Annotated in this window: 27 protein-coding genes and 1 pseudogene; 11 read left to right on the forward strand and 17 right to left on the reverse strand. The window is 60.7% G+C overall.

The window, feature by feature from the left end; translation table 11 throughout:
- Positions 1 to 3: 3 nt before the first annotated feature.
- The 3 genes from ELS24_RS25535 to ELS24_RS25545 are packed head-to-tail and all read right to left on the reverse strand — an operon-like array spanning position 4 to position 3,310.
- Positions 4 to 1,482, reverse strand: coding sequence for a 2-hydroxymuconic semialdehyde dehydrogenase (locus ELS24_RS25535; protein ID WP_127185708.1), 1,479 nt, complete (start codon positions 1,480 to 1,482; stop codon positions 4 to 6).
- A 51-nt stretch (positions 1,483 to 1,533) separates the two neighbouring features.
- Entirely contained in the window at positions 1,534 to 2,346 is an 813-nt protein-coding gene (locus tag ELS24_RS25540) for a tRNA U-34 5-methylaminomethyl-2-thiouridine biosynthesis protein (protein WP_127185709.1), read from the reverse strand.
- A 40-nt stretch (positions 2,347 to 2,386) separates the two neighbouring features.
- On the reverse strand, positions 2,387 to 3,310 hold the full coding sequence (locus ELS24_RS25545; protein WP_050445529.1) for a tRNA U-34 5-methylaminomethyl-2-thiouridine biosynthesis protein: 924 nt from the start codon (positions 3,308 to 3,310) through the stop codon (positions 2,387 to 2,389).
- Positions 3,311 to 3,565: 255 nt separating this feature from the next.
- Here ELS24_RS25545 and ELS24_RS25550 point away from each other — a divergent pair, with 255 nt between their 5' ends.
- The gene (locus ELS24_RS25550; protein WP_127185710.1) at positions 3,566 to 4,111 is read left to right on the forward strand and encodes a MarR family winged helix-turn-helix transcriptional regulator; all 546 of its coding nucleotides are present in this window, start codon (positions 3,566 to 3,568) and stop codon (positions 4,109 to 4,111) included.
- A 207-nt stretch (positions 4,112 to 4,318) separates the two neighbouring features.
- Complete coding sequence (locus ELS24_RS25555) at positions 4,319 to 5,500, forward strand: MFS transporter (RefSeq protein ID WP_127185711.1); 1,182 nt, start codon at positions 4,319 to 4,321, stop codon at positions 5,498 to 5,500.
- 63 nt (positions 5,501 to 5,563) lie between these two features.
- Here ELS24_RS25555 and ELS24_RS25560 read toward each other — a convergent pair whose 3' ends face one another.
- From ELS24_RS25560 to ELS24_RS25570, 3 genes are read right to left on the reverse strand one after another with little or no spacing between them, the layout of a single operon-like run.
- A complete protein-coding gene (locus ELS24_RS25560; protein ID WP_127185712.1) occupies positions 5,564 to 6,589 on the reverse strand; it encodes a Bug family tripartite tricarboxylate transporter substrate binding protein in 1,026 nt (341 codons plus the stop codon).
- Complete coding sequence (locus ELS24_RS25565; protein ID WP_127185713.1) at positions 6,538 to 7,602, reverse strand: NADPH:quinone oxidoreductase family protein; 1,065 nt, start codon at positions 7,600 to 7,602, stop codon at positions 6,538 to 6,540. Before ELS24_RS25565 ends, ELS24_RS25560 begins: the two co-directional genes overlap by 52 nt.
- Complete coding sequence (locus ELS24_RS25570; protein WP_127185714.1) at positions 7,602 to 8,837, reverse strand: CaiB/BaiF CoA transferase family protein; 1,236 nt, start codon at positions 8,835 to 8,837, stop codon at positions 7,602 to 7,604. Before ELS24_RS25570 ends, ELS24_RS25565 begins: the two co-directional genes overlap by 1 nt.
- Before the next feature lie 90 nt (positions 8,838 to 8,927).
- Here ELS24_RS25570 and ELS24_RS25575 point away from each other — a divergent pair, with 90 nt between their 5' ends.
- The 4 genes from ELS24_RS25575 (at position 8,928) to ELS24_RS25590 (ending at position 13,828) form a co-directional block, all read left to right on the forward strand.
- The gene (locus ELS24_RS25575) at positions 8,928 to 9,914 is read left to right on the forward strand and encodes a LysR family transcriptional regulator (protein WP_127186468.1); all 987 of its coding nucleotides are present in this window, start codon (positions 8,928 to 8,930) and stop codon (positions 9,912 to 9,914) included.
- A gap of 127 nt (positions 9,915 to 10,041) precedes the next feature.
- Complete coding sequence (locus tag ELS24_RS25580; protein ID WP_127185715.1) at positions 10,042 to 10,515, forward strand: (2Fe-2S)-binding protein; 474 nt, start codon at positions 10,042 to 10,044, stop codon at positions 10,513 to 10,515.
- Positions 10,512 to 12,887 carry a xanthine dehydrogenase family protein molybdopterin-binding subunit gene (locus ELS24_RS25585; protein ID WP_127185716.1) on the forward strand — a complete coding sequence of 792 codons (2,376 nt, stop codon included), beginning with the start codon at positions 10,512 to 10,514 and terminating at the stop codon, positions 12,885 to 12,887. Before ELS24_RS25580 ends, ELS24_RS25585 begins: the two co-directional genes overlap by 4 nt.
- Positions 12,806 to 13,828 carry an XdhC family protein gene (locus tag ELS24_RS25590; protein WP_127185717.1) on the forward strand — a complete coding sequence of 341 codons (1,023 nt, stop codon included), beginning with the start codon at positions 12,806 to 12,808 and terminating at the stop codon, positions 13,826 to 13,828. The genes ELS24_RS25585 and ELS24_RS25590 overlap by 82 nt, the downstream gene beginning before the upstream one ends.
- Before the next feature lie 244 nt (positions 13,829 to 14,072).
- On the opposite strand, the gene ribA is transcribed toward ELS24_RS25590, so the two are convergent.
- Positions 14,073 to 14,747: a GTP cyclohydrolase II RibA gene (gene ribA / locus ELS24_RS25595; protein ID WP_127185718.1), complete on the reverse strand. Its 675-nt coding sequence runs from the start codon at positions 14,745 to 14,747 to the stop codon at positions 14,073 to 14,075.
- 411 nt (positions 14,748 to 15,158) lie between these two features.
- On the opposite strand from ribA, the gene ELS24_RS25600 reads away from it, so the two are divergent.
- Positions 15,159 to 16,397 (forward strand): sulfite oxidase, encoded by a 1,239-nt coding sequence (locus ELS24_RS25600; protein ID WP_127185719.1) that lies wholly within the window; start codon positions 15,159 to 15,161, stop codon positions 16,395 to 16,397.
- A gap of 28 nt (positions 16,398 to 16,425) precedes the next feature.
- Positions 16,426 to 16,785 carry a c-type cytochrome gene (locus ELS24_RS25605; RefSeq protein WP_370641216.1) on the forward strand — a complete coding sequence of 120 codons (360 nt, stop codon included), beginning with the start codon at positions 16,426 to 16,428 and terminating at the stop codon, positions 16,783 to 16,785.
- A 51-nt stretch (positions 16,786 to 16,836) separates the two neighbouring features.
- Here ELS24_RS25605 and ELS24_RS25610 read toward each other — a convergent pair whose 3' ends face one another.
- Complete coding sequence (locus tag ELS24_RS25610) at positions 16,837 to 17,322, reverse strand: DUF6644 family protein (protein ID WP_127185721.1); 486 nt, start codon at positions 17,320 to 17,322, stop codon at positions 16,837 to 16,839.
- 18 nt (positions 17,323 to 17,340) lie between these two features.
- Complete coding sequence (locus ELS24_RS25615) at positions 17,341 to 17,727, reverse strand: DUF6152 family protein (RefSeq protein WP_127185722.1); 387 nt, start codon at positions 17,725 to 17,727, stop codon at positions 17,341 to 17,343.
- A gap of 116 nt (positions 17,728 to 17,843) precedes the next feature.
- Here ELS24_RS25615 and ELS24_RS31555 point away from each other — a divergent pair, with 116 nt between their 5' ends.
- From ELS24_RS31555 to ELS24_RS25625, 3 genes are all read left to right on the forward strand, one after another.
- The gene (locus tag ELS24_RS31555) at positions 17,844 to 17,966 is read left to right on the forward strand and encodes a hypothetical protein (RefSeq protein WP_255695988.1); all 123 of its coding nucleotides are present in this window, start codon (positions 17,844 to 17,846) and stop codon (positions 17,964 to 17,966) included.
- 329 nt (positions 17,967 to 18,295) lie between these two features.
- Entirely contained in the window at positions 18,296 to 18,919 is a 624-nt protein-coding gene (locus ELS24_RS25620; protein ID WP_127185723.1) for a hypothetical protein, read from the forward strand.
- 609 nt (positions 18,920 to 19,528) lie between these two features.
- Positions 19,529 to 19,795, forward strand: a complete 267-nt coding sequence (locus ELS24_RS25625; protein WP_127185724.1) for a DUF1778 domain-containing protein — start codon at positions 19,529 to 19,531, stop codon at positions 19,793 to 19,795.
- A gap of 622 nt (positions 19,796 to 20,417) precedes the next feature.
- Here the strand turns inward: ELS24_RS25625 and relB are convergent.
- From relB to ELS24_RS25660, 8 genes and pseudogenes are all read right to left on the reverse strand, one after another.
- A complete protein-coding gene (gene relB / locus ELS24_RS31785) occupies positions 20,418 to 20,561 on the reverse strand; it encodes a type II toxin-antitoxin system RelB family antitoxin (protein ID WP_127186469.1) in 144 nt (47 codons plus the stop codon).
- A gap of 85 nt (positions 20,562 to 20,646) precedes the next feature.
- Positions 20,647 to 20,907, reverse strand: a complete 261-nt coding sequence (vapB, locus tag ELS24_RS25635) for a type II toxin-antitoxin system VapB family antitoxin (RefSeq protein WP_164741303.1) — start codon at positions 20,905 to 20,907, stop codon at positions 20,647 to 20,649.
- A 476-nt stretch (positions 20,908 to 21,383) separates the two neighbouring features.
- Positions 21,384 to 22,397 (reverse strand): TniQ family protein, encoded by a 1,014-nt coding sequence (locus tag ELS24_RS31790; RefSeq protein ID WP_127185726.1) that lies wholly within the window; start codon positions 22,395 to 22,397, stop codon positions 21,384 to 21,386.
- A complete protein-coding gene (locus ELS24_RS31415) occupies positions 22,336 to 22,656 on the reverse strand; it encodes a hypothetical protein (protein WP_240669384.1) in 321 nt (106 codons plus the stop codon). Before ELS24_RS31415 ends, ELS24_RS31790 begins: the two co-directional genes overlap by 62 nt.
- 330 nt (positions 22,657 to 22,986) lie before the next feature.
- A pseudogene (locus tag ELS24_RS31795) lies at positions 22,987 to 23,256 on the reverse strand (TniQ family protein); the annotation flags it as partial.
- A 76-nt stretch (positions 23,257 to 23,332) separates the two neighbouring features.
- Entirely contained in the window at positions 23,333 to 24,223 is an 891-nt protein-coding gene (locus tag ELS24_RS25650; RefSeq protein WP_127185728.1) for a TniB family NTP-binding protein, read from the reverse strand.
- Positions 24,220 to 26,235: a Mu transposase C-terminal domain-containing protein gene (locus tag ELS24_RS25655; protein ID WP_164741306.1), complete on the reverse strand. Its 2,016-nt coding sequence runs from the start codon at positions 26,233 to 26,235 to the stop codon at positions 24,220 to 24,222. The genes ELS24_RS25650 and ELS24_RS25655 overlap by 4 nt, the downstream gene beginning before the upstream one ends.
- Positions 26,198 to 26,857: a TnsA endonuclease N-terminal domain-containing protein gene (locus ELS24_RS25660; protein ID WP_127185730.1), complete on the reverse strand. Its 660-nt coding sequence runs from the start codon at positions 26,855 to 26,857 to the stop codon at positions 26,198 to 26,200. Before ELS24_RS25660 ends, ELS24_RS25655 begins: the two co-directional genes overlap by 38 nt.
- Positions 26,858 to 26,895 lie beyond the last annotated feature (38 nt).

The following is a 26,895-nucleotide window of genomic DNA, read 5'->3' on the forward strand; positions in this document are numbered from 1 at the left end:
TTCTCAGTCAGTGACGGCGTCCGGCGCATCCACGTGGATGCAAACGTTGGTGAGTTCGGAGTAGAAGTTCAGCGAGTGCAGCCCGCCCTCGCGGCCGATACCAGACAGGCCGCTACCGCCAAACGGCGTGCGCAGATCGCGTAGAAACCAGGCGTTGACCCAGGCAATGCCAACGTTCATGGACTGCGCAACACGGTGCGCCTTGTTCACGTTGCTGGTCCAGATCGTCGCCGCCAGGCCATACGGCGTGGCATTGGCGCGGCGGATGACTTCCGCTTCAGAGTCAAAGGGCGTGATGTGGCCGATGGGGCCGAATATTTCTTCCGACACGCAGCGCGCGTCATCGGCCAAGCCGGCGATCAAGGTGGGTTCAACCCAAAAGCCGCCATCCAGCGCATTGCCAAAGCTGGGCGTGCCGCCGCCCACGATGAACTGCGCCCCCTCTTCTCGCGCCAGCGCGTAGTAGCTAAGCACCTTGTCGCGATGCGCCGCCGAAATCACGGGCCCCATGTCTGTAGCCGCATCGGTGGGATCGCCTAGCTTGATGCGCTTTGCGCGTTCAGCCAGCGCGGCCACGAAGCGGTCGTAGATGGGGCGCTCAACAAAAATGCGTTCCGAGCACAAGCACACCTGGCCGCTGTTCAGGAACGCCGCGCGCGTCATTCCTTCCACGGTTTTCTCGAAATCGCAGTCGGCAAAGATGATGGCCGCGTTCTTTCCGCCCAGCTCGAACGACACCGGCTTCACGCCGTCGGCGGCGGCGTGCATGATGGCCGTGCCCGTCTTTGATTCGCCGGTAAAGGTGATGGCGCTGATGTCCGGATGCTTGGTAATGAATTCCCCAGCCGAATTCGGGCCAAAGCCGTGCACCAGATTGAACACGCCGTCCGGCAACCCCACGGACTGCATCACCTCGGCAAGCAGCGTGGCGGTGCCTGGCGTTTCTTCCGATGGTTTGGCCACCACCGCGTTGCCGCACGCAAGCGCGGGCGCGACTTTCCAACTGAACAGAAGCAGCGGCAGGTTCCATGGCGAAATGATGCCGACCACGCCCAAGGGCTTTCTGACGGCGTAGTTGATGGCGTGGGCGCCGTCAGCCAGCTCGGTGCGAAACGTTTCCAGCGGGGCCGTCTTCAGAATGTCCGCAAAGATGCGAAAGTTTGCCGCGCCGCGCGGGATATCCAGCTTGGACGCCAGGGATACCGGTTTGCCCGTATCGCTGACCTCTGCTTCCAGGAAGTCATCCGCACGCCGATCGATTTCGTCGGCGATGCGGTAGAGCATGTCGGCCCGGTCGGCAACCGACGTGGCGCCCCAGCCGCGCACCGCTCGGTGGCCCGCGGTGATCGCCGCGTCGACCATTTCCTTGCTGGCCTCGTGCACGTCGGCAAAGCGAACGCCCGTTGCCGGGTTGATGCCGGCAAACCGCTTTTCGCTGTCGACGAACCGACCATTGATGAAATTTCTGTACTGCTTGAACACGACTGCTCCTTGGCAAGGTCGGGCCCGTCAGGCAGGCCCTTTTGATAGGCGCTACTGGAGCTTGAACTCCACGACAGCACCGCCGCTGCCGTACAGCGGTGCATACTCATGCACGATTGCCTGCTTGAAATTCCCACCCATCGCGCCAAGCAGCCAATGGAATTGCTTCAGCCCCATGTCCGGATGCGCTTGCCTGGCATAGTCGGGCAGGCTTGCGCGCAACGCTTCGACATCGCCGCTTTCCATCAGGGCCAGCAAGCGCCGGTTCCACGTGTCGTCGGCTTCCGAAAGAATGTGATCTTCCTGAAGATCAATGTTGTCGCGGAACATGCTGTTGGACAGGCCGCCGATTCCGACCACCGCAACGCGCTTGTCTTGCAAGGCGGATGCGGCGATGGCGCCCAACTGCTCGGTCTGCTCGGCGCTGTGATAAAGATTGTTTGCCGCGATGACGACCGGCAGCGACGCGGAGCCGAAGTTCATCAAGGTGGTCGCCGTAATCGTGCCCGTGTCGATCGGGAACTGGTCGTAATCGACGCCTCGCGTCTTGATGCCCGCTTCGTTGCAAGCTTGAACGCAGCGATGCGCCAGGGCCGAATCCGAATAAATGTCGAATGGCTGCTCGCCAAACTCATGCCAGTTTTCATCCACATGCAGTCCGGTGCTGCGCGCCCGCGTGATCCACAACTGGTCCAGCACGGCGAACCATTGCGTGGAATAGACCAGCACGCAATCAGGCTTGGACTCGGCCAGCGATTTGCCGGCATGCGCCAAGGCGTCTCGCAGGCGGCCCCACGGCGCCACGTCGGGACGCAACTGCGGCAGCGGGCTGCCGGGAACAAGAAACGCGGACACGATGCTCATGGTTTTTCCCCTTTTCCTTTTTGCTTTCCAGGCCGCGCGATCAGGCTGGCTGGGTTGCCGGCTTCAGGCTTGAAAGCCCCGCTTCCTGAAGGTTCCATTCGATCACCGCGTTGCCGGTGCCGATGACGGTGCCGTAGCCATGCAAGCGGCCGGCAAGTTCGGGATAGCCCATCGCGGCGTGCATCCAGGTGAAGGCGCCGGACTTCACTTCGGCGAAGGCTTCATCAATGAACTGGGGCAGAAGCTGGAAGGTTTCTTGCATGCGGCCTTGCCGCATCAGGTTGATCATGCGCACGTCCCACTTGTAGCCGTCGTAACGCTCGGGATGCTCCTTGGTCATGTCCTCGGGCAGCTCAGGTTCTTCATGAAAATGCCAGTGGGACAAGGTGTTGCTGGCCAGCAGCACGGCGCGGCGTCCGGTCTTGCGGATGGCTTCCCGCGTGGCGCGGCCCAGGAGATCCATCTCGCCCTGGCCTTCCTTGGTGTTAAGGAAGTACGGCGTGTTGTTGGCGGAGATGCCCACCACAGGAATGTCCCATTGCGGCCGAATCATGTGCAGCGTGGTGATCGTTCCGTAGTCTGGCCGGAACTTCGGATTGCGCATCATCTTGCTGACCAGGCCAAGGTTGGCGGCCTCTGCGCAGCAGGCCTCGGCCAGCTCAACATCCACGTCCATGCCGAAGTCATAGCGGAATATGTTGGGGAAGATGGGGTCGACCGATCGCCCGGCAAGCCGTGGCACGCCCAGAAAGTGGTGGCCCACCTGCGTAATCCAATGCGGGGAATGCACCAGCAGCACGTCAGGCTTCATGCGTTCAATGCTCTCGCGTGCCTGCTCATACGCCCAGCGCAGCGGTTCCCAGCCGCCTTCCGACCGAGGTTCGTTCTGAGGCGGGTTTTCGCCGTAGACCAGGTGCGGGGGATGCGGCGCCAGGAAGCCGGAAAGAATCATTCCTTCGCTCATGGTGAAGCTCCTTCATTGACAGTTGAAACGCAATCCCCACCGCAGTACCCAGCGGAACGGGCTCTATGGGACGTATGCGTACTATATTAGGGCGGAGCAACAAGCCAAGAAACGAGTAATTACCCTATCAAATATCCGTTCAACGTGGTAAATGCGCTTTATGAGGAACTTCTTATCTTGTACGTATACATGCTATTGTAACTACGCAGGGTCCCATCTTAATATCTCCATCTACCGTAGAACCCTCTAATCACAATGGCCCGTTCACCGTCCTCCAAGCCCACCCCATCCAAGTCCGCCCCCTCCCCGGTTTCGTCCTCACCCGCCGCGGCGGAAGTCGACGCCCTGCTGCGGAATTTCCGGCTTGAAGATGTGCCGTCGCATCTCTTGCGGCGCGCGCACTTCAAGGCCGAGGAGATCTTCGCCACCACCTTTTCGGGCGAAGGGGTAACGCCCAGGCAGAAAGCCGCCTTGGTCCTGCTTTATCAAGAGCCGGGGCTTAGCCAGAACTCCTTGTCGGAACGCCTGGCGATGGACCGCAACACGGTCGCCGAGATGGTAAGACGCATGCATGGCGGCGGGCTGATAGAACGCCGACCGTCTCCAACGGATGCCCGCGCCTACCAGCTTTACGTGGCGCCGGCCGGGCTGGACCTGCTATGCAGAGTGATGCCGCGTGATGTGGTGGTGGAAGACCAGCTGCTGGCTCGCCTGCCCGAGGAATACCGAGGCCTGTTCGTCAAATGCCTGCGCCTGATCGCCGAGTACGACAATGAGGCGGACGCGCCCAAACCTGATTGACGGTTGAACACCGGGCGTGCGCCCGCCCACATCGCATGACGCGGCGCACTTAAGAGCGGGCAATGGACGCTTTGCTTTCAGCCGGCCGACAGCCGGGCGCGGGGCGGTCCCGCTACACTCTCGGGATCCCGCGCCGATGGCCGCCGGACCGGCCTCGCGCGCATGGGCGTGGCGGTCGGCAGGCGGCCTTGCTCTCATCGCTCCGTCATGTCGCAACCTAATTCGTTCAATCTCAGGCAGATCGCCGTGCCGGCGTTCGGCCCGTCGCTGCTCTATGGCATCAGCAACGGCGCCATCCTCCCCGTCATCGCGCTCACCGCGCGTGACCAAGGCGCCTCGGTAGCCGCCGCCGGACTGATCGCCGCCCTGATCGGGATCGGGTCGCTGCTCTGCAATATTCCGTCCGCGCTGATCACCGAGCGCTTTGGCGAAAAACGCGCCATGGCCGGCGCCGCCCTGTTAAGCGTGGTCGGCCTGGCTCTCGTCATCACCGTCCCCACGCTCTGGGTGCTGGCGCTGGCCATGCTGATGCAGGGCTGCGCGCAGTCGGTCTTCCAACTGGCGCGCCAAAGCTACATGATCGAGGTCGTGCCGCTGGCGTACCGGGCGCGCGCCCTGTCCACGCTGGGCGGCACCACGCGCATCGGCACCTTCATCGGCCCCTTCGCGGGTGCGGCGCTCATCCATTTCGTGGGGCTTGAAGGCGCTTACTGGATTGCCATCTGCGCCATGTTCGGCGCGGGGTTCATCGCCATCAAGGCGCCCGACATCGAACCCGTGGGTAACACAGGCCCGGGTGCCCCACGCGCCCGCATAGGCGAAGTCGCGCGCGACCATCGCGGCGTGTACGCCACGCTGGGCGTGGGCGTGATGCTGATCAGCGCGCTGCGCGCATCACGCCAGGTGGTGATTCCGCTGTGGGCGGACCATCTAGGCCTGGACGCCGCCACCACGTCACTCGTCTACGGGCTCGTCGCCGCGGTCGATATGTCGGTGTTCTATCCGGCGGGCAAGGTCATGGACCAGCGCGGCCGCCTGTGGGTGGCGCTGCCGTGCACGCTGCTGATGGGGCTGAGCCTGATGGCCATCCCGCTGACCAGCGGCGTAACGAGCTTCATCCTGGTGTCGGCGCTGCTGGGCTTTGGCAACGGCATCGGCTCCGGCATCGTGATGACGCTGGGCGCCGACGCCGCGCCCCCAGGCGCACGCACGCAGTTCCTGGGCATCTGGCGCTTCATGGCCGACCTGGGCACAAGCGGCGGGCCGGTGGCGCTATCGGTACTGACCGCCCTGGTGTCGCTAGGCGGCGCATCGTTTGGGGTTGGTACCTTGGGCCTGGTCGCGGCGGGCGTGTTCTGGCGCTGGCTGCCTCGGCGCGGGCGGGCTTGAGGGCGCCGGCTCGCGCCGACGTCGCCCCTCAAGCCATCCCTCTTGATGCCTTGAGGGGGCCAACTATTGCGGTGTTATCTGCGCCGCCTTCACGATATCGCCCCACTTCTGTCCCTCGGACACATTGAAGCGCGCGAACGTGGCCGGGTCCGAACCCACCGGCTTGGCGCCCAGCGCCGTGTACTGCGTCACGACGTTGGGCTGCTTGAGTGCTCGCGCGGCATGGTCGGCCAGCTTGGCCACGATCTCGGGTGGCGTGCCCTTGGGTGCCCACAGGCCATACCAGGTGCTGATATCGAATCCCGGAAAGCCGGATTCCGCCATGGTCGGCACGTCGGGAAGTTCATCCACCCGCCGCGCGGTCGTGACCGCCACCGCGCGCAGCTTTCCCGACTTGATGAACGGCATGGCCGAAGGCATGGAGTCGAACATCAGCTGGATCTGTCCGCCCACCAGATCCGTCAATGCCGGCGCGCTGCCCTTGTAGGGCACATGCTGCATCTGCAATCCGGAGCGCACCTTGAAGGACTCTCCCGCAAGCTGCTGCGCCGATGCGGACCCGGCCGATCCGAAATTGAGCGGCTGCTTCTTGCCCTGCGCAATCAGCTCCTGAACGGTACGAGCCTTGCCGGTTTGTGGCACCACCAGCACCAAGGGCACGTCCGCCAACTGGGTGATGGGCGCGAAATCCTTGAAGGCGTCGTAGCGCATCGACTTGTAGATATACGGATTGATCACGTGCAGGGATGCGTTGGCCAGGAAGGTGTAGCCATCCGGCGCGGCGCGCGCCACGAGATCAGCGCCGATCATGCCGCTTGCGCCCGGCTTGTTGTCAACGACGATGTTCTGGCCAATGGTCTTGGACATTTCCGCCGCCACCAAGCGCGCCACGATATCCGTCGGGCCGCCCGGCGGATAGGGGACGACCATGGTGATGGGTTTGGAGGGAAACGCAGCGTCGTCGGCCAGCGCGGTCAATGGACCGGTGGCAAGGCCCAAGGCCAGTGCGGCGGCGGCCAGTTGCCTGGCGCGTGGGGCTATGCGGGAGCAGTTCGCCCCAAGGGCGAGTCGGGCGGTGATGGCATGCATGGGTTTGTCTCCGTCGTTATTGTGATCGCCACCTTGCCGACGACTTGTCGGCTTTCCAGGGCGGCGAGTGCTGCGGCAAGACCGGTGATCGGATAGACCGCCGTTACAGCTGGCCGGATCCGCTTGCTGCGGGCCCAGTCAAACAAAGTGGACATCGTCCGCTGCATGGCGGGCGCGTGGACGATGCGTTCGTCAGCAGGCGTCCAGCCGATGTAGCGGCCAAAGAAAAACCCATGCAGGGCAATGTTCTTCACCAGCAACAGGTTCAGTGGCACATCGGGAACGCGGCCGCTGGCGAAGCCCACCGAGACCATCCGCGCATTGGCCGCCGCCGCGCGCACGCTGCGCTCAAACGCGTCGCCGCCCACGGCATCCAGCACCACGTCGGCGCCGCGCCCGCCACTTGCCGCCTTGACCGCCTGCACCATGTTTTCGTCAGCGGCGAACGCATGCGCGGCGCCCGCGGCCAGCGCGGCCTGGCGCTTGGCATCCGTGCTGGCGCAGGCCAGCACCGTGGCGCCCAGCGACGAGGCAATCTCCACCGCCGCCAAGCCGACGCCAGACCCGGCCCCCAACACCAGCACGGTGTCGCCAGGCTGCATGGCGGCGCGCCACAGCAAGGCGCACCAGGCAGTTCCATAGGAAATGGGTATGGGCAGGGCAGACAGCAGCGGCAAGTCGTCGGGCACGGGATAGACCGTGTACTCGGGCAAGGTCAGGCGTTCGGCGTAGCAGCCCCAGCGCGACAGCGCCACCACCTTGTCGCCCGGCTTCAGGCGCGTGACTTCCGCCCCGCAAGCAATGACGCGCCCGGCCGCTTCGGTGCCAGGCGCGAATGGCAGAGGTGGCCGGCTTTGATAGCGCCCTTCGATCAGCAGCTTGGTCGCGTGGCTGACGCTTGCGAATTCCACGGCAACCGTGACTTCGTGGGGGCCAGGGGCCGGAGCGTCCGGCATGTCGCCCGGCAAGACGTCCTCAACCGGACCATGTCGTTGGCAGATCAGCGCGCGCATCAGTGCCCCCCTTGAGCAGACGGCGCTTGGCGCAGTACACCCATGTCCAGCATGGACTGAATGTCTGCAGGCGCTACCCCCCACTCCGTCAGCACGGCAACCGTATGCTGACCGATCTCGGGCGCGGCTTGCAACGGCCGGCGCGCAGCCGCGCCCGGCACGCGCGCGAATGGCAAGGGTTCGCCGCCGGGCTGCGACAGCGGCTCCAGCAGACCGATATGCGCGGCCTGCGGGTGAGCGGCCAAGCTGTCGTAGTCTCTGACCCTTGCATGCAACACGTCTTCGCGCGTGAAGCGCTCCACCCAGTGCGCGGCAGGCTGCGTCGCAAGTTGAGCGGCCAATTCGCGATGAAGTCGTTCGCGTTGCGCCATGCGCCCCTCGTTGCTGGATAGCGCCGGGTCGGCCAGCCAGTCGGTGCGTTCCAGCGCACGGCAAAGCCGCGCGAACTGGTCGTTGTTCAGCGCCAGGACCGACAGGCTTGCGTCTGCCGTCCCGAACACGCCGTTGGGCGCGCTCACCGCGCCCGCGGCGCGTGCGCCCGCCATGCCGAACGCCAGGATGTCGTTGACCTGCAATGCGGCGCAGGCCTGGAACAGGCTCAACTGCACATGCTGGCCGCGGCCCTCGCGCGCCTGCTGATACAGCGCGGCGCTGGTGGCCTGCGCGGCATACAGCGCCGTGGCGATGTCGGCCATCAGCAGACCGATTCGGCGCGGCTCGCCCTCGGGCGTCTGGTTCGCGAACATCAACCCGCTGTCGGCCTGCATCACCGAGTCCGACGCGGGTGCGTTCGAGCTGGGGCCATCCGGCCCGTAGCCGCTGATGGACACGTACACAAGGCCCGGGCAGCGCTGGGCCAGACTGTCGTAGCCCACGCCCATGCGTTCGGCCACGCCGGGGCGGAAATTCTGGATCAGGACGTCGGCCTGTTGTGCCATCTGCGCCAGCAGGGCCTTGCCCCGTGGCTGGCGGGCATCCACGCATACACCGCGCTTGCCCACGTTGTAGGCGATCGACAGCGCGCTCTGCCCTTCCCGCACGACGCCGACATGGCGGCCCCAATCGCCGTCCGGGGGCTCCACCTTCACAACGTCCGCGCCTTGCTGCCAGAGTATCTGGGCGCAATAGGGGCCCGCGATTCCCTGGCTGAGGTCCAGCACGCGCAGGCCTGCGTAGGGGGATGAACGCGGGGCTGAATGCGGGCCGGAAGAAGGGTCGATCGGCGTGGTCGGCATAGGTGCAAGAAAGGCAAGGACAATGCGGTCGATGCTAGACTCGCCGGCATCATTGGACAATCCATCAACTTGTTCCTTGAATGGTGAATGATGATTGACAATATGCCGGACCTGAACCTGGTCAGACTCTTCGTGGCAATGGTGGAATCACGCAATCTGAGCGCCGCCGCCGTGCGCTGCGGCATGACGCGATCAAACATGTCGCATCGGCTCAAGCGGCTTGAGCTGGACCTGGGCGCGCAGCTTTTCCGGCGCACCACCCGGCACGTCGAGCTGACACAGGCCGGCCAGTTGCTCTATCAGCACGGCATCCGTCTGTTGGACGAGATGCGCGCCGTGCAAGCCGCCATCGACAGCCTGGACGGAACCGTCAGGGGCGACGTGCGCATCCGGCTGCCGACGGGCCTGGGTCATCTGTACCTGGCGCCCGTGCTGCTTGAATTCGCGCGCGCGCATCCCGATATTTCGCTGCGCGTGCATATCAACGATGGCATCGGAGACCTGATCTCCGCCGAAGTCGACATGGCGCTGAAGATCACCTCATCGCCGCCCGAGGACCATGTGGCGCGCCGCGTATGCGGCATCCAATGGTGCCTGTGCGCCTCGCCGGCATTCCTGGCGCAAACCGAGCCGGTGCAGAAGGTAGAGCACTTGGGGCGATGCGATCTGATTGCCCCGCAGTCCCTGGGCCGCCGCTTTGACCTGCGCTTGAAACAGGAGCACGGCGACCCGCTGATCCTGCGCGTGACGCCCAGGCTGCAATCGGGCGACTATCCGTTCCTGCGGGACGCGGTCCTGGCGGGGCTGGGCGTGGCCTTGCTGCCCCGCTACGCGGTATGGAAACAGTTGCGCGACCAGGAACTGCTTGAAGTGCTGCCCGAGTTCGAGCCCGAAGGCGTTGGCAACGCCATCTACCTGCTCACCGCGCCCAACCGCTTTCCGTCGATGGCGACGCGCGTGCTTGCCGACTTCATTCGCGAGCATATTGAGCGGCATGTGCAGGACTGGGCCGTCACGAGTCCCGCCGCCCGACCGTCGCGTGCGTCCATGCCCGACTCTCCGGGCAAGCGCACATGAATAGGTCTATAAGCGCAGCTAATGAATTTTCTTAGAATTTTTTTAGGCAAAATTCGAAGCGTAGAGATTGTGCCTCCCGCTTAAGGCAAGGCATCATGTGCCACGCTTGTCTTCCAAGGATTCCGCTATGACCCCCATTCAAATCAACGGCCAGGCGAAGGACATCGACGCGCCAAGCGAAACGCCCTTGCTCTGGGCCCTGCGGGACGAGCTTGGCATGACGGGCACCAAGTTCGGATGTGGCATGGCATTGTGCGGGGCCTGTACCGTGCACATGGACGGAGCACCTATCCGTTCCTGCGTTACGCCCCTTTCGGCCACGGCGGGCCACAGCATCACCACGATCGAAGGGATAGAGGCAGACGCGGTGGGTCAAGCCGTGCAACAAGCCTGGATAGAACAGAACGTTGCTCAATGCGGCTACTGCCAGGCAGGCCAGATCATGACGGCGGTAAGCCTGCTGAAATCCACCCCCCGGCCCACCGATCAAGATATCGAAGACGCGATGAGCGGCAACATCTGTCGTTGCGGCACCTACCCCCGCATCCGCGCCGCCATCCAGCTGGCTGCCGAGCGCCTGGCCCATGGGAGCAAACAATGACACGTAGCGCTCAATTTTCCCGGCGCAGCTTTTTGCAAGGCAGCCTGGGCGCCCTCACCTTGGCCGTTACCTCCAAGGGATTGATCACCACAGCCTGGGCGGAAGACACCAATGCGAAGCAGTATGGCGCTGACAGCATGCCCGGAGGCACCGTCGACGACCCGCTGGTTTTCGTCAGCATCGCCGCCGACGGCACCGTCACCATCGTCGCGCACCGCGCCGAAATGGGCACGGGAGTGCGCACCAGCCTGCCCATGGTGGTGGCCGACGAGATGGAAGCGCGCTGGGACCGCGTAAAGGTCGTGCAGGCGGAAGCCAACGAAGCCCGCTACGGAAACCAGAACGTGGACGGCTCACGTAGCGTCCGCCACTTCCTGATGCCCATGCGGCGCGTGGGTGCAGCCGCCCGCCAGATGCTCGAGGCCGCCGCGGCCGCGCGGTGGTCCGTGCCCGTCTCTCAGGTCAAAGCCGTACAGCATGAGGTGCTGCATCAGCCTACCGGACGCCGTTTGACCTACGGCGACTTGGCGGCCGACGCCGCCAAGCAGCCCGTGCCCATGGGCGATGCGCTCAAACTCAAGGTCCGGGCCGAGTTCCGGTACATCGGAAAAGACCAGGTCCGCCTAGTTGACCTGGAGGCTATCGGAAAAGGCCAGGCGACCTACGGCATGGATATGCGTCTGCCCGGCATGGTCTATGCCGTGGTGGCGCGCCCGCCTGTCGTCGGCGGCAAACTGCGCCGCTTCAACAGCGCCAAGGCGCTAAGCGTGCCTGGCGTGCTGAAGCTTGTCGAAATTCCCGCGATGAAGGGCGCACCGGCCTTCCAGCCACTGGGTGGTGTCGCGGTCGTTGCGCGCAACACCTGGGCCGCCCACCAGGGCCGCGATGCGTTGGAGATCGAATGGGACGACGGTCCCAATGGCAACTACGATTCGACGAGCTACCGCCAAACTTTAGAGGCGGCGGCGCGCCAGCCCGGCAAGCCGATACGTAACGAAGGCGACGCCGCGCAAGCCTGGGCTCAAGCGCCCGAAGACGCGCGTCTGGCTGCCGAATACTACGTACCGCATCTGGCCCATGCCTCGATGGAACCGCCGGTGGCAACGGTGCGGATCAACGGCAAGACAGCCGAAGTCTGGACTTCGATCCAGAACCCGGTTGCCGCACGCGATGCCGTGGCCGCCCGCCTGCGCCTTGAGCCCGCCAACGTCAAAGTGAACGTTTTGCTATTGGGCGGAGGGTTCGGCCGCAAGTCCAAGCCCGACTTCGTGGATGAAGCCGCCATCGTCGCCCAAGCCATGCCCGAAGGCACACCCGTCAAACTGGTGTGGACGCGCGAGGACGACATCCATCACGACTACCTGCATACCGTCTCCATCGAACGGCTGGAGGCCGTCCTGGACAAGACAGGGCAGGTCCAGTCCTGGTTGCACCGCAGCGCCGCCCCCACCATTGCGTCGCTCTTCTCAGAAGGCGCCAAAGGCCAGCAGATGTTCGAGTCCGCCATGTCTGCGATCAACATGCCGTACCGCATTTCGAACGTAAGGGTAGAGACGGCCGAAGTGGAAGCGCATGCCCGCATCGGATGGTTTCGCTCGGTCGCCAACATCCCGCATGCCTTTGCGGCCCAGTGCTTCATTGCCGAACTCGCCCAGCGCGCGGGCAGGGACCACAAGGAATTCGCGCTTGACCTTATCGGCCCGGCCCGCCAGCTCGACCCTGGAACAATGGCCGACACGTGGAATTATTCCGAATCGCCCGAGCGCTATCCCTACGACACGGGCCGCCTTCGCGGTGTCATTGAAGCGGCATGCGCGGGTGCCGGGTGGGGCAGAACACTGCCCAAGGGACACGGCCTTGGCCTGGCATTCTGCTACAGCTTCATGAGCTACACGGCCACCGTGGTCGAGGTTGCCGTAGACGACAAAGGCCAAGTGCGCATCGTTGCCGTGGACATGGCGATGGACTGCGGCCCACAGGTCAACCCTGAACGCATCCGCGCACAAATGGAAGGTGGCGCCATCATGGGCTTGAGCCTGGCGCTAACCAGCGAGATCACCTTCGAGAATGGCCGCGTGAAGCAAAGCAACTTCCACGACTACGAAGTGCTGCGCCACAATGCGTCACCGCGCGTGATCCGGACGCATCTGGTCAATGACGACCACGCCTTGCCGCCCGGCGGCGTGGGCGAACCGCCGGTACCTCCCGTGGCGCCCGCGCTGTGCAACGCCATATCCGCCGCAACCGGCAAGCGGATTCGCAGCCTGCCCGTGCGCACCGTGGTTGATAAATGGAAACCGTTGACGTCCGGGTCCTTCGAGAAGCCTGCTCTTGGCACGCAGAAGGACACCATCTGCTGCTGGCGACAGTAGTGAAAACCTGGGGTTCGTCTCCGCGTCCGGTTGGCTCCATGATGGCGCTGCGTGCAGACGGGCGATGTGTCGGTTCCGTTTCTGGCGGCTGCATTGAAGATGACTTGATACACCGATACACCCGTGCCTACAAAGCCCGCTCGATACCGCAAGGCGCTCCTGAACTGGTGCGCTACGGCGTTACCGCTGACGAAGCACACCGTTTCGGACTGCCTTGTGGCGGCACGCTGGAGCTGCTACTGGAATTTCAACCGGACTTCGAAGCGCTCGACACCTTGGTTCAACAGTTGGAAAGGGGGCAACTCGTCCAACGCACCGTGCATGTGGCCACTGGTGCGGTGACATTGACCCCAACCTCAGCGCCCGAAGCCCTGCGCTTCGACGGCGCCACCCTCTCCTGCACATTAGGGCCGCAGTACCGAATGCTGCTCATCGGCGCCGGGATGCTGGCGGAATACTTGGCGACCATGGCCTTGTTCAACGATTTTTCGGTGACGGTCTGCGATCCGCGAGTCGAGCACCTGCACTCCTGGTCGGTACCCGGCGTATCTATCACCCGCGAAATGCCGGATGACGCTGTGCATGCCCTGCGTCCCGACCCACGCACATGCATTGTGGCCCTGAGCCACGATCCCAAGCTTGATGATCTTGCTCTGTTGGAGGCGATTCACAGCCCCGCCTTCTATGTCGGCGCCATTGGTTCGCGCCGTAACACGCGAAGCCGCAGGCAAAGGTTCATTGAACATTTTGGCGAAACCACAGAGTCCCTAGCCCATTTGCATGCACCCGTGGGCATTTATATCGGCAGCAAGACGCCCGCCGAAATCGCCGTGAGCATCATGGCAGAAATTCTTGCGGTAAAAAACGGCGTTGCCTTGCCTGCGAGGCTGTCTGTCGAAAACGTAAAGCACCCGCTAGCCCCTATCGTGAGCGCCGTGTAGCCGGAAGGTGAGCAAGGCCGCGAACAGCAACGCGGTGGCGCTCGCCATGAAAGTGCTTGAGTAGCCCATCGAATCGAACAGCAGTCCGCCGACGGTCGGGCCCACGGCGATAGCCAGCAGGATCAACGACAGCGTGGATACGCCTGCGTTGTCCGGCCCTTGGCAACGATGAACTCGAATGCCTCAGCCGGAAAGATTGGCGGCCACGACATCGGCGATGCGATGCTCTTGAGCTGCAACGCTCCTAGCACTCACATGAATTCGGGTGATTGATGAACGGAAGGCCCATCGGCAGGGCGTGGTTCGTCTGATCCACTTTGGCCTGAAGATATGCAAGGTTGTGAGGATTGGCGTACACGCCGGTTCGCCGGCATTCCACTTGAATGCCATGCCGTCCGAGCTGCAACGATTTGTCCGGATTATTGCTCAGTAGCTCGATGCGCGTGATTCCCATGGCGTGTAGCATCTGAGCCGCCGACGTGTAATCGCGACTGTCAATGCTGTAGTGACCAAGCTCTCGATCCGCGGCAAAGGTGTCGCGCCCATTCTCTTGCAAACGGTACGCGTCGAGCTTGGAATACAGCCCGATGCCTCGCCCCTCTTGCCGCAGGTAGAGCAAGTACCCGCCTTCACTATGCAAAAGCCCTAAAGCCTCTTGAAGTTGCGGGCCACAATCACAGCGCAACGACCCAAAGACGTCGCCTGTTAGACATTCTGAATGCAGCCTCACCAGCGGCCTGGCGCCGGGCTTGCCAAACTTCAGCGCAATATGTTCTTTCCCGTCTGCAAGACCATAAAAGGTGAACAGAACGGCGACAGCTTCATTGCCATCATTCAGCCGAACTGGCAAACGTACCTCCGCTCGCACAGTCGCTCCTGAGTGCGGCGCAGCCTTCTCAGGATGTGATGCATTGCTCATAACTGGAACTCGCCTGCTCTGATTTGGAAAATTTCCCAGCGCGCGCTCCCGCGCCAGGCATCAACAAGGCCTGGATCTTTCCGCAAAAATTCAGTCCGCGTCGCGACAATTTTCATGCTTAAGACGGCGTGATTGTATACCTGGCCGCACGCACGCTATCCATGCGGTACGGCGCAATCTCCCACACTCACCGATGTGCCCCTGGACGCTGATCTGTTCAATGAAGAGCCATTCGGTCCGATCGTCGGCATCCGCGGTTTATCCAAAAAAGTACGAAATCCATAGTCCTTTAGAACCCCTTGACATGAAAAAACGCAGTGTCGATGATGCAGAAGGCCCCGCTTCGCCGGGCCGCGATAGGTAGAACACAGCGCCGGGTTCTCAAAGGCGCGGCAACCAGAGAGGCATGCCATGGAGACACTTCCCCCGAACCTTGCCCGGCGGCGCCTGCTGGCCGGCAGCGCCGGCGCCCTTGCCGCCGTTGGCCTGGGCGCCACAGGTGCCGTCTGTGCGGCAGACGCAATCGCTAACCCCACCGCGACCAAAGCCGCCCCCGCAGCCAAGCCCTTGCCCCCCTACGCGGCATGGAAAGACGCCGACAGCGTCATCGTTCATAGTGCCAACACGATCGAAACCAAGCGCAGTGCCTTTGGTGACGGGATCATCACGCCATCACGCCAACTTTACGTACGCAACAACCTTCCGCCGCCCGCCGAGTCCATCCTGGATGACCGCGATGCATGGACCGTCGAGATTGCCGGCGTGGAGCAACCGCGCACCCTGACCGTGGGGGAACTCAAGGCATTGGGCGTGGAAACGCTGGCCATGGTGCTGCAATGCTCCGGCAACGGCCGCGGTTTTTTTCCGCACAAGCCCAGCGGCACGCCTTGGAAGGTAGGCGCGGCCGGCTGCGTCATGTGGTCAGGCATTCCGGTGCGCACCTTGGTCGAACACCTGGGTGGCCTGAAGGGCAAGCCCACTTACATGACAGGCACAGGCGGTGAAGTTTTGCCTGAAGGCCTCGACCCCATGACCTTGCTTGTTGAGCGTTCGGTGCCGCGGGAAGCCATGCAAGATGCCATGCTGGCCTGGGAAATGAACAACGAGCCTCTGTCGCTGGCCCACGGCGGCCCACTGCGGCTGATCGTTCCTGGCTATACCGGCGTCAACAACGTCAAGTACATCAAGCGCCTTGCCTTTACCGACGAACAGAGTCGCGCGAAGATCCAGCAAACCGGCTATCGGCTGACTCCGATGGGCGCCAAATCTGGCCCTGACCAGCCCTCCGTTTGGGCCATGGAGCCCAAATCCTGGATCACCGCGCCTGGTACGGATGGGCAGGCCCTGAAGGCGGGACGCACCGTCGTGCGCGGCGTGGCATTTGGGGGCATGCATGCGGTCAAGCGGGTGGAGGTCTCGATAGACGGCGGCAAGACCTGGAAAGAGGCTTCGCTTATCGGGCCGGACCTTGGCAAATACGCGTGGCGACAGTTCGCGCTACCCATCGATCTTCCCGCAGGACAGCACATGCTGGTCAGCCGCGTCGAAGACACAGCGGGCAACGTGCAGATGGAAAAGCGATTTGAAAATGTACGGGGGTATATCAACAGTAGCTGGCAGGATCACGGCTTGGCTGTCGATGTGTCATGAACATGGCGGATTGATGCCGAGCAGGGTTGTGTCCCCCCCTACACCGCGCCACCTTCCCGGGTGGCGGGTATTCCCCGTGTTGGCGGCGGCTCTGTTGTGCGTACCGGGCAGTTTGACCGTCGCCGCGGAGCCGACCAATGCCGACGCTGGCCGCGCGCTGTTCCTGAAGGGTTCAACGCCGGCCTGCGCCGTTTGCCACACAATGGCCGACGCGGGCGCCAAGGGGACCATCGGACCCAATCTGGACGAGCTCAAGCCAGACGCGCAGCGAGTCATGCAGGCCGTACGCAACGGCATCGGCGTCATGCCGGCTTTTGACGCGCTAAGCGATGGGGATGTAGAGGCGCTTGCGAACTATGTGGCCAAGGCAACCGGTGCGGCACAGTAGCGCTGGGGCGCCACCGGCCGCCTGACCGGGTCAATGCAAGCGAACGGCGGCCTACAGAAATCCGATCCATCTGCCCGCTACCAGGCAGCCCGTCCACAGCAGCAGCGAGGCGGCGGCCTGGCAACGCAGCGCGCCGGACGGGCGATCTCCCTGCAATACCTGCCCCCACGCCCCGCCCCGGCGCACGAGCCACGCGTTGATCGCACCCGCGCCAAGCAAGCCCATCTTCACCACGAATGCCGGGTTCTCAAGATATTCCTGCGGACGCACGGTAAACAGCGTGGCGCCGGTCAGTACGGCCAGCGCAAGCCCAACCGCGGCCGTGCGCGCCAACACAGGCGCCAGCAGCGCCAGGGAAGTGGGTTTGAGGACGCCGAGCAGGCGCAGGTCCAGCGGAACGATTGAACCGATCAACAGGCCGATGGCGCCGATATGGGCGGCGTTGACCAGAAGGTACAGCGTTCCGGACCGTCGCAGCCACAGCGCTGGCGGCAGGGTCGTAAGCTGTTCCAGCGCCAGCCGAAGCAGTTCAGGCATGGCTGAAGGCCGTGCGGCTCAGGGCTTCTTGATGCGGCTGGGATAGATGTCGTAGGTCTTGCCGCCCACCATAATCTGGACGGCCTTCATGCGCTTGTTGCCGGCGTCTTGGTCGCGGTTGCCAATGGCGGTGATGGCGTCGCCCGGCTTGGCGGACCCTTCGACGAATCCCGCTTCCTTCGTCTGGGTAGGATTGCCGAGTTCCACAAGCCAGACACCGTCGTCGGCTCGCACCCTCAAATTGGGATGGGGCGGCGCGACCTGCACCTGCTCGACCGTGCCTTGCAAGGTCATCTGTTCGGATTCCGCCCAAGACCAACCGTGATGCGCCATGGCCGAGGGAGCCACTGACGCCAGCGCGGATAACGCCAGCCCTGCCAATAACACGCGTTTGGATAGCTTCATGTCGATGCTCCTGAGTTGCGGTTGGGCTGCCGCCATGGCCCGGCGCTGCGGCGTGGCGACCAGTGAGGCAAAGCATAGCAGCGGGACTGCGGTTTCAACCACGGCGGATAGCGGATATGCTGACGTCGACCGAGACGCAAGACGCCATCACCTTGGCGCTAATCCACCAGTTTATCGGCGGCCTGCTGCAGGCCATTGGGGATGTTCGCCACACGGGTGCCCGCTCCTCGCTCGCGTGAAATCCCTGTTGGTTTCTAAACGCAAAAGAAAAGAAGATGAGCTCGTGAATAGACAACAATTTCAAGCAGCGTCTCATGCATTTGTCGCATGGGCAGGTAAGCTTCACTGCAATGAGGATGGTCACTTGGCGCCAGTAGGTCCCGGTTCCCTGGCAACCACCTCCATCGATTTGGCTATCTCGAAGTCGTCGAAGGTGCCCGTTGCAGTCCGCCAGAAGGTCCCATTCTTTCGGCTAACTCAGGTGTATAGCTGGCGAGCCACTGGCATGACGAGCGGGAGCTTCGCTGAGACTCGAGCGAAGCTGGAGAACCTGTCCAATGGCATCATCATGGCACGCAACGACGCGGAAGCTCTTGCGGCATGCGAGGACATCGTTCGATGGGGAGGTGACCGGAATTCAAACGTGGGCGCGCTGCCGTTCCTGCGGTCCCAAGCAAGCCTGCTTCGCTATCTGAATGCGGTTAAGTCTGATCTGGCGTTGCAAACGGCGGTCGCTCAGCCAGCAGGCGAGCTGCCAGCGATCCTGGCGATGAATTCGATGCTGACGAAAGTTCACGCGCTCAACTCAGGCGACGGGCTTCCCATTTACGACTCTCGCGTCGCCGGGGCCATCGCGACGCTCGTTGAGACTTGGCGCTGTGAGGACGGCCAAACTGCGGAACCGCTCTCGGCGGCCTTGGTCTTCCCAGCGGTCGGTGGCGGCGGCCAAAGACGCAGCGTGCATGCGCGATATCCCGGAAGTATCAAGCCACCGACTCTGCACTATTCCTCGGAAAAACAATCGAAGGAGCGCGCCATCCGTACAGCGAAGGAATGGGCCTCTGCCAAGGTTCGACTTGGATGGCTTCTGTCCGAGTTGCTGACCAACCCGTCCCCTTCAGGCATTCGCAGCCTTGAGGCTTGCCTCTTCATGGCTGGGTACGACTGCGCTGGAATCAACAGGCAGCCGTAGGCCTTCAACATGTAGGAAGCGGCCCGTCGCCAACGGCGGCTCCGGTCGAGAGGCACCGTCGTTTGCCAGCCATATCCTGCCTGCATGACCAATACCGAACCAGGTGGACGTCGTGTACCGGGCAGCCGCCTCGATTCGCCAGTAGTGGGCACAGGCTTCATTCGGCGAAGGAAGCCGAGTCACTCTGAACTTGACACTCGAAATCGGACCTCCAGAGGAAGAATCCGACTGGGGGCCACGCCAGTGCTTGCATATCGAAAATTCTCGATTTCCAAACTGGATGACGTAAATCCCAAGTTAGATGAATTTCGACATGAACTTCGACAACAATTGTCGAATAGCACTGAGTTTGGAATCGTACTTGCTTAAAAATCAATGACTTACAAAAACTCTATCATCGAGATTGGAATCGATCTGTCATTGAGTTTGGAATTTTGCGGAAAAAATGTCGTTGAGTTTGGAATTGTTCAGGGAAGGCATTGAATGCTTCGAGGAGTCCGCTGAAGACCTGCCACGTTAGCTCTGAAAGAAAGCGATAGCGGACGTACGCGTTGGATAGCCAACCGATAGAATCATGCGGTAAGTCTGGTCCCCCAGTCGGAGGCACCCATGCCAAAACGTCATCAACTCCAAGTCGAAATTTCGCCGGAGCTTCACACCCTCATGGAGCTAGCGGCCGAACTGAAGGGTCAAACGTTAGAAGAATTTGTCATCGAGTCGCTAAGACTAGCCTCGGAAGCCGAGGTGGTGCCGGAAGATGTGATTTATCTATCAAAGGCGGCTCAAGAGGCATTCGCTGAGGCAATGCTGACCCCCCCCTCTCCCAACGCAGCGATGAGGCGAGCCATCTCACGCCACAAGAAGCTTTTTGGATAGCTAGCCGGGCCTGCCCCCGTACTAAGTAGGGTCTGGACATAGAGCCCAAGGTTGTGAACCGTTGTGGCTGCTGGGCCTTAGTTCATCAAACACTTGACTCGCCATGGGATTGCTACGACCCGAACTTCAAGCGCTCGGATGATATTGATGATTCCCGAGTGACGGCCTGATATCCGCTAACGGGGCGTCGAAGTGCGTGAAGGCCTCTTCCAATCCCTGGTCGCATTACACGGACTCGCCGCCTAAGCGCCCACGGCCTCCAATTCGTAGGAAACGGGCCATGGGGAAAATTGCCTCGTGATCGAAGCGCTTCGTACATTCCGGTCGGACGCCGTTTCCGTATGGAGGGAACTTAACGCTCCAAGTCTCCATTTTCGATAAGTCGCTCCATAACGTTGACGTATCCGATCAACAGAGCAAGTACCGCTTGCACGACGACAACAACGATGAATGCGATGCTCATTAATACCTCCCAAACGTACACGCGGTTACCCTTCGATGGGCCGTGGTGGCCAAGATTAGCGGCAGTGCCCGTGCAATATTAGATAAGCGGTGCGAGACCCTATTGCCCAACTGCAGCTTCAGTCTCAATTTTGGTCCACTTCGCGGCCAACTTCTCTCGTTATTGTGCCATCGCCTCATCATGAGGAATGCTAGCGCGGGAGTCACGTCGACTTGCCTCCACTTTCGCCCGAAACCACCGGTACCTGGCGACGTGGTCGTTAGATTGGAACTCCGCAGAGATGGAAGGTAGGGGCGAACGTATCGTTAATGGTCCTCGGTTTTTGGGTCAAGTCAACTGCCACCCCTAACCGCAATACAGAGTTTGGTATGGAACATGAACTTAAGCATCAACGCACCTCGCGCTTCAGGACAACTGGCTGCTCACGCTGCGTCATATAGTCGGACGTAACATCGTTGTTATCGAACCAGCTATCCCACGATTGACCATCGGGCGTGATGATCCGTGTACGGCCGAGAGCGACAACGTCGACACGCTTTACGTCATCAGGAAGCTCGACCGCCTTAGGAAGGCCTATTGCCTGAGTGCGATTGCTTCGAAAAACGGCACCTTTAACCACGCGAACCCTCCTGAGAGATGGCAAACGCATGCCCCAAGGTTACACAAAAGAATTGCAAGCTGGGAAGACGCGTCAACCCTAGCCTAGAGATCATGCTGCAGCCAGAGTCTCCAGGTTGGAAGGTCACCGACGGCGATCATTGCAGCGGTGGTTACGAGGCGATGGGTGAGGCCAGATCATCGAAACGGCTTTCCCAACTTTCCGCTCTTGGTGAGCACTCCGGATCGCCGCAATGCAAGCAACGTTTCTTCTACTCCAATGTCATAAGGATTCCCAATCGGAACCTGAACCTCTAGAACTTTAATCCGGGCAGGCAGTGCAGGTTTGCCCTCCGACGAGGCATGCTGCCGAATGCGGGAATAGCGCACCAAAGTCCTCGTAAGCGGTTTCGCAGCAGCGTTTTTTTCCATGATTCCAGCCCGATAGTCGCTTGATTAGTACCGCTCTAATAGTACTTAACACGGAGCACGTGATCCATTTGTTCAAGAACGTGTGTTCGCGAATGCTCACACATCGTCCCATGCTTCCAGATCGGCATATCCCGCACGATAGCTTGACACTGAAAACTCCGAGAAGTGACGCTCCTGGCTCGCATCGTTGTTCAACAACGCCAACGGCCAGAGGAATCGCTGTTTGAGCGCGATCTCGCATATCTTGCCGATATCTCCCTTCCAGACCCTGCGGCCCCGAGTGTTCCCGCGGCACGCTGCGACGTCGAAGCCGGTAGATGTCGTACGTCGGTCCAACATGTGCTGAATGTTCCATCGGATATCGTCGAAGAGCCGCGGATCCACCCGTCCCATTTCCTTGAGTCGCCAAGGATCTCCGATCGCACCCGCTGCCAACAGACTAGGGAGAAGAGCGAGGGGCAGTCTCTCTGGCATCTGTCCAACCGAAAATGAACCTCGGATTATTGCTGCAGTCACGGCCCGCTGCAGATCAAGAACTGCTTGAGTGCTTTCGAGCGGCAACTCGTTTGGGGGAGCTTCGCGTAAGTCCGCTCCGCAGATGGAGCACGAAAGAAAGGGAGCCTCTGATCTCCATGGGGCAACAGTGGTCAAAGGATAAGTCGTCAAACATGCCCAGCAATGATTCAGCATTGGACAGCTGTGAGAAGGACAGATTACCCAGTACCGCATTCGCCATTCGAAGCGAAGATAAGGAATATCGTCCCCAGCGATGCACCTAGCACAATATGAGCTGTGAGCGGTTCCCGTCTCGCTTCGCAGGAGGAGGCGTCGCAGCCATCTTTCGCGACGAAACGCGTCGAACCTGGAAACAAACTCGCGCAAGGCATGTGGCGAGACATTCGTTCCATATGCAATTCGCGACGCATAGTGGCGCCCTACTCGAACATCCAAATCGCCGACCGCTCCGAGCCCGACGGCACCCAGAATCTGCGCAACGGAGGCGCCATGCAAGCACGACAGTCTGGCCAGCCAAGATGAACAAGACTCATCATCTAGCGGCGTTGGCACTTGGCATAGTGTTGGTCGAGAATCGTCCATCGACATCCTCATCTAGTAGCTCAAGCTGCTGCCAACGCTGGTGCGCGAACCACCGAACCGCACTGGGATCAGAGCATCCCAGCAAAGACCAGAGAATTCGAAGATCACCCTGCGTCGCGCCGCCGAGTAGCTCTTCAATGTTCCAGGAGGGGTTCCACACCGTATCGCCTTCAGGGCTCGCCGCTACCAAGCCCATAATTTTTTTCATCGCCCGCAACGCTACGTGGTACGCCTCTTCACTTGAGAGAAGTCTGGTCAGCTTTCCAGGCACGAGATCTTTCCCGTCCGGCGATGCGCAAATTCCTAGTGTTCTCACCAATCGCAAAAGTGTGTCGAGACTAAGTTCGCTGATCGCTCCGAACCGTCGATCCGGGACAGTTCGTGTGGGGCCGAACAAGTCATCAGCAATTAAAGTCGACAACTCAATGACGTGCTCGTCAGCGACGCATATCGGCAAGGCCCGAAGATCGGCGCCACACGAACACTGATAGAGGCTCGGTCGTCTCCAAAGGATGGGCCGTCCACAATTGCAGTGGTCAATCAAACGGCAACGATGCTTCGGGCAAGCACAATACAGGACGACTTCCCAAGCCGCTTTCGCGCGCCTTCCTTGTTCCGCAAGACATTGGACACAGACCTGCGGCCGCGTGTGCCGTAGCTGATAGCACCGGCTGAAATCGTTCCCCATGAATGCGGCACGTGTCCTTCCTTTCCGCGAGTACGTCTTTGGAATCGCTCGTTGGAGGCGGCTCAGTGAGGCCCCAAACGCATACGACAAGTAAGGCACTGCCGAAGCCGGCATGTAGGTATGGCCAATGGATGCGGCAGCCCTCGCCAAATCTGCAAACTGCAAACCATTCGCGCACAGCATTCGCAGCGCGTATCCGTTTCCCGACTCGTCATCACCTATCTCGTCCTGAAACGGTAAAGGCCGGCCCAGCTTATGGTCAAAGAGAAGCAAAAGGATTCTCCTCGTCGGAGCAAGCCCCTGTTTGGAGCGAATACGCTTGCCGCAAGAGCGCCGCAGACAGGCTCGGCACCTCTTTCTCAACCGCGAGGAGAACCGTTTGTACCAGAAGTGCCTTCAGGAGGCGCGGAGAGCCGGACGTAGCGCGGAAAATCGCGCCAGCCCATTCCTTATTCTTGTATGAGGGAGTGAGGTCCGTTGCCTTGCACGTGTCTGCCAACCCCTTCAGAAATCCCAACCACTCAGGTCCGAGTCGGAAGTGAGCCAACTTCACCGCAACGGGGACCCTCGAGGTCAACTGAGGGTCAATCGCGCCCAAGCTGTCCATCATCTCGGTGCCTAAGAGGACGACCGGCACGCCGGTTGCATTGATGAGGCGCTTCAACCAATCAATGACGGGAGTAGCGACTTTCGTTCCCGAGGAATAGTAAACGTGCTGAAACTCGTCGAGCACGATCACCTTCACGCCCTGATGCTTAATTGCGCTGACCAGAATCTGGTTCACGTCATTGTTGTTCGCCCTTCCGCGACTTCGCTGTATGGAACTAGCCATCGCGTAGGAAAATTTCGCAAGCAAGTCGCCTTGGATCTGAGAAACAGAAGGATCTTCTTTCAGGCTGGCGCTTATTAATGGCACGCTGCCTGTGTCACTCAGCCCGCGGCGCAATATGTCTCCTAGATATGACATCAACAGTGTTTTTCCGCCTCCGGCAGGCGCCGTGACCCTTACCCCAGTGAAGATACCGGCTTGGTTACCCACTTGGATCGCATTGAGCACATACTGTAAGACCGCTTCGAATGCTGGGTGAGGGACGATCACATCTGCAAGTGCGCTACCCGCGCTGATCGCTGCTGCGCCATAGTTAGTCATACGGCAGCTCCAAGGTTGAAATCGTCGGAAACGAACCCTTTAAATTCGGGAATCTCGTCCGGCAAAACCTTGATTTCACTGTCCGTGAAAACTTGTAGAGGCACCTCCTTTGCTAAACGTGCGTTAACTCGCGACACATCGTTAGCCAAGGGCTTCACTGACGAAAGACCATGAAGCAAGGCGTACTTCCGCATATCCCGAATCAACCGCTTGCCGCGCCTAACTGAGTTATCCACCATATCCTCGAACTCAGCCTGCACCCTCCGCCACTCGATGTACGCGCCTTCTCCCCTAAGCTTCTCCTTGGTGAACTGTCGGATCAACCGATGCTGACTGAGGGTGAGTCCATTCGCGTAATCAGGAATCATGCTTGGAACCCTAATCCAGGTGCCCGCAGAAGGATTTTTCACCCAGACACTACCCAAGTCATTTGGGTCAAACTTGATCTCTGTTCTGAACTTTGGCGTCGATTGGGATTGCGCCAAATCACGGAGTTCCGGACTACGGTAGCTAATGTGGAACATTTCCACCCCATGCTGGGCGACGGTCAGATGCCGAGAGAGACCTGTGAGAAGGTCTAGTTGCTCCAGTCCCCCGACGAATTGCGGCGGTGGCATAGTCTGCATCGATTCGAAGAGTGTGTCGTACGGTCTAAGCAGCGATCGCTCCGGTATTGACACCGGATAGACATCGACTGCCCATCGAACTAAACACTGGCACAGGTCAGAGAACATGACGCAGGCAGTAATTTTGGGGTCTGTCCTTTTTGCGAGGCCACGGATTTTCTCTGGCATACCTTCGATGGGCAACGTGTTCATCATCGTCCCCAACGCACGTTCGACGTTCGGCTTGAACCATGGCTTTCTGACAGCTGCGAACTCGAGGTCGCACCGCAATGCCCAAGCAATTTGCCGAAACTGTGGGGAATGAAACGCGAGAGCATTGTCGACCAAGATAGTTTCCGGCAGGCCAGGAGTGAGCCACTCACGCTCAGCCCCTACCGCGCTAACAAGATCATCTTTTGGCCTCAAAGCTAGTTTCAAGCTTTGGCACACCCGCCCGAGAGACTCCCCCTCGAAGCTGATGAACACCGACAAGATGTATTTCGAGAACGCATCGATGATCAGCGTCAAAGTCGGCCGACCTAACGGGATGCCCCGCCTATCATCAATCACGTACAGATCAAGCAGAGTGTGGTCCATCTCCACACGCTCAAGTGGGCGAGTGGCATAGATCCCCCCAATCGCATGACGCCACTTGTTGTTTGCCGCGGTAGCGCCCAGCCGCACTCTATCTGCCTCGTATCGGGGTATCGATTGAACAAGTCGATGAAAGGACGACAAACTCATTGGCTCGATCAGTGAGCCGCCCCGTCGTTTCTCAACTTGCAAGAGTCGCGCCATATATCGCGTATACGCAGCCATCACCCCCTTTCCGCGAAAGATGAAATAGCTATGGCGCAGCACCTCCCACGCGATCTCCCTCGTAACCTCGCTTAGCCGACTCGCCTTAGCTTTGCGGGCGTTGCCGGACAAAAGGCTCAGCACATTCCCCCCGGAACGGTTAAAGCATCTCAACCAACGGATCACTGTCGAGACAGAGGGAGCTTTTTCGTCGTGAAAGCGCTGTGCCACGGAGACAACTACGCGGGAGATCTCCGACCGCGCCGCAGGCTTGCTGCCACTTTTGATGACTGCTCGGATGTACCGCTCACGGCGTTCTATCTCTTTGCATTGCTTGCCCGTTAACCTACCGATAAGCGAAGCGAGCGCGTCATCTGGTCCCGATGACGCACTTGGTGACGTCAAGGCCGTACCGAATGGGACAGGACTCAATACCTCATACTTGCCGTCGAGGATGTCCCGTACCAGGCCTGCCGCGTGGAACGTAGTCACGGCCCGGGTATGAATGTCCTCGAACTGGACCGAGTTTTCCTTGAGGTCTCGGACAAACGTCCAGCACCGGTCACCCTTCTTAATTGTTAAGCCAACTTGCAGGGCAAAAATCGCCATTGCGAAGCTCCTTAAAATCGGAAGGGACATAGACCTGTTCATCCAGTGCCGGGCCCACCGCCAGTTGCCGGATCCCAATCAGATGCAAGACAAGTTCTCGAGGGCAATCAACAATTCGTGCCGCCGCGTCAACTGAGCATGGTGTGAGCTGAGCGTTCAGTTTGACCATCGCCTCGCTCACCACGTCCGGGGCGTAGTGGGACCTGGCGTATCTGATGTAGACAGATGCTTTCGCGTCGCGACCGTCCTTGTATATTTGCTCTTCGGTCGCTATCTGGAAATTGAACCCGTGGCTTCGCAGAGAATCAGCCGCAGCGTCCAATTTTTGTTTGTGCTGATGAACGAACTTCGACGGCTTCACCTCAACAATGATTGTGAGTTTGTTGGCGAAGTTCAGGCGAAAGTCGGGCGTGTACGTCGTGCCGCCCGGTAGCCTAAGTGAGAAGGGCTGGGATCGAATCGACTCCAAGTCGGGGCACAGGAGCGCAATGCGCGCAAAATTCAACTCAAGCAAGCTTTCATACCCCACCTGCTCTTCCTGGAGCCATGGGCATGAGATGTAACCCACCCTGCGATGCGGTGATCGGCTGACCACCTCCCTACCGCGTTCGTCTAGCAGCATGATTTGTCTTCCTTCAGGCAGCAGGCTTCCCCGACGAG

The sequence above is a fragment of the Achromobacter spanius genome (assembly GCF_003994415.1).
GTDB lineage: Bacteria > Pseudomonadota > Gammaproteobacteria > Burkholderiales > Burkholderiaceae_B > Achromobacter > Achromobacter spanius_C.

Bases quoted from the DNA above. Each gene is read 5' to 3' on its own strand.
- ELS24_RS25540 (WP_127185709.1), bottom strand. From the start codon at position 2,346: ATGAGCATCGTGTCCGCGTTTCTTGTTCCCGGCAGCCCGCTGCCGCAG.
- ELS24_RS25545 (WP_050445529.1), bottom strand. From the start codon at position 3,310: ATGAGCGAAGGAATGATTCTTTCCGGCTTCCTGGCGCCGCATCCCCCG.
- ELS24_RS25550 (WP_127185710.1), top strand. From the start codon at position 3,566: ATGGCCCGTTCACCGTCCTCCAAGCCCACCCCATCCAAGTCCGCCCCC.
- ELS24_RS25555 (WP_127185711.1), top strand. From the start codon at position 4,319: ATGTCGCAACCTAATTCGTTCAATCTCAGGCAGATCGCCGTGCCGGCG.
- ELS24_RS25560 (WP_127185712.1), bottom strand. From the start codon at position 6,589: ATGCATGCCATCACCGCCCGACTCGCCCTTGGGGCGAACTGCTCCCGC.
- ELS24_RS25565 (WP_127185713.1), bottom strand. From the start codon at position 7,602: ATGCGCGCGCTGATCTGCCAACGACATGGTCCGGTTGAGGACGTCTTG.
- ELS24_RS25570 (WP_127185714.1), bottom strand. From the start codon at position 8,837: ATGCCGACCACGCCGATCGACCCTTCTTCCGGCCCGCATTCAGCCCCG.
- ELS24_RS25575 (WP_127186468.1), top strand. From the start codon at position 8,928: ATGATTGACAATATGCCGGACCTGAACCTGGTCAGACTCTTCGTGGCA.
- ELS24_RS25580 (WP_127185715.1), top strand. From the start codon at position 10,042: ATGACCCCCATTCAAATCAACGGCCAGGCGAAGGACATCGACGCGCCA.
- ELS24_RS25585 (WP_127185716.1), top strand. From the start codon at position 10,512: ATGACACGTAGCGCTCAATTTTCCCGGCGCAGCTTTTTGCAAGGCAGC.
- ELS24_RS25590 (WP_127185717.1), top strand. From the start codon at position 12,806: ATGGAAACCGTTGACGTCCGGGTCCTTCGAGAAGCCTGCTCTTGGCAC.
- ribA (WP_127185718.1), bottom strand. From the start codon at position 14,747: ATGAGCAATGCATCACATCCTGAGAAGGCTGCGCCGCACTCAGGAGCG.
- ELS24_RS25600 (WP_127185719.1), top strand. From the start codon at position 15,159: ATGGAGACACTTCCCCCGAACCTTGCCCGGCGGCGCCTGCTGGCCGGC.
- ELS24_RS25610 (WP_127185721.1), bottom strand. From the start codon at position 17,322: ATGCCTGAACTGCTTCGGCTGGCGCTGGAACAGCTTACGACCCTGCCG.
- ELS24_RS25615 (WP_127185722.1), bottom strand. From the start codon at position 17,727: ATGAAGCTATCCAAACGCGTGTTATTGGCAGGGCTGGCGTTATCCGCG.
- ELS24_RS31555 (WP_255695988.1), top strand. From the start codon at position 17,844: ATGCTGACGTCGACCGAGACGCAAGACGCCATCACCTTGGCGCTAATC.
- ELS24_RS25620 (WP_127185723.1), top strand. From the start codon at position 18,296: ATGGCACGCAACGACGCGGAAGCTCTTGCGGCATGCGAGGACATCGTT.
- ELS24_RS25625 (WP_127185724.1), top strand. From the start codon at position 19,529: ATGCCAAAACGTCATCAACTCCAAGTCGAAATTTCGCCGGAGCTTCAC.
- vapB (WP_164741303.1), bottom strand. From the start codon at position 20,907: ATGCGTTTGCCATCTCTCAGGAGGGTTCGCGTGGTTAAAGGTGCCGTT.
- ELS24_RS31790 (WP_127185726.1), bottom strand. From the start codon at position 22,397: ATGAGGATGTCGATGGACGATTCTCGACCAACACTATGCCAAGTGCCA.
- ELS24_RS25650 (WP_127185728.1), bottom strand. From the start codon at position 24,223: ATGACTAACTATGGCGCAGCAGCGATCAGCGCGGGTAGCGCACTTGCA.
- ELS24_RS25655 (WP_164741306.1), bottom strand. From the start codon at position 26,235: ATGGCGATTTTTGCCCTGCAAGTTGGCTTAACAATTAAGAAGGGTGAC.
- ELS24_RS25660 (WP_127185730.1), bottom strand. From the start codon at position 26,857: ATGCTGCTAGACGAACGCGGTAGGGAGGTGGTCAGCCGATCACCGCAT.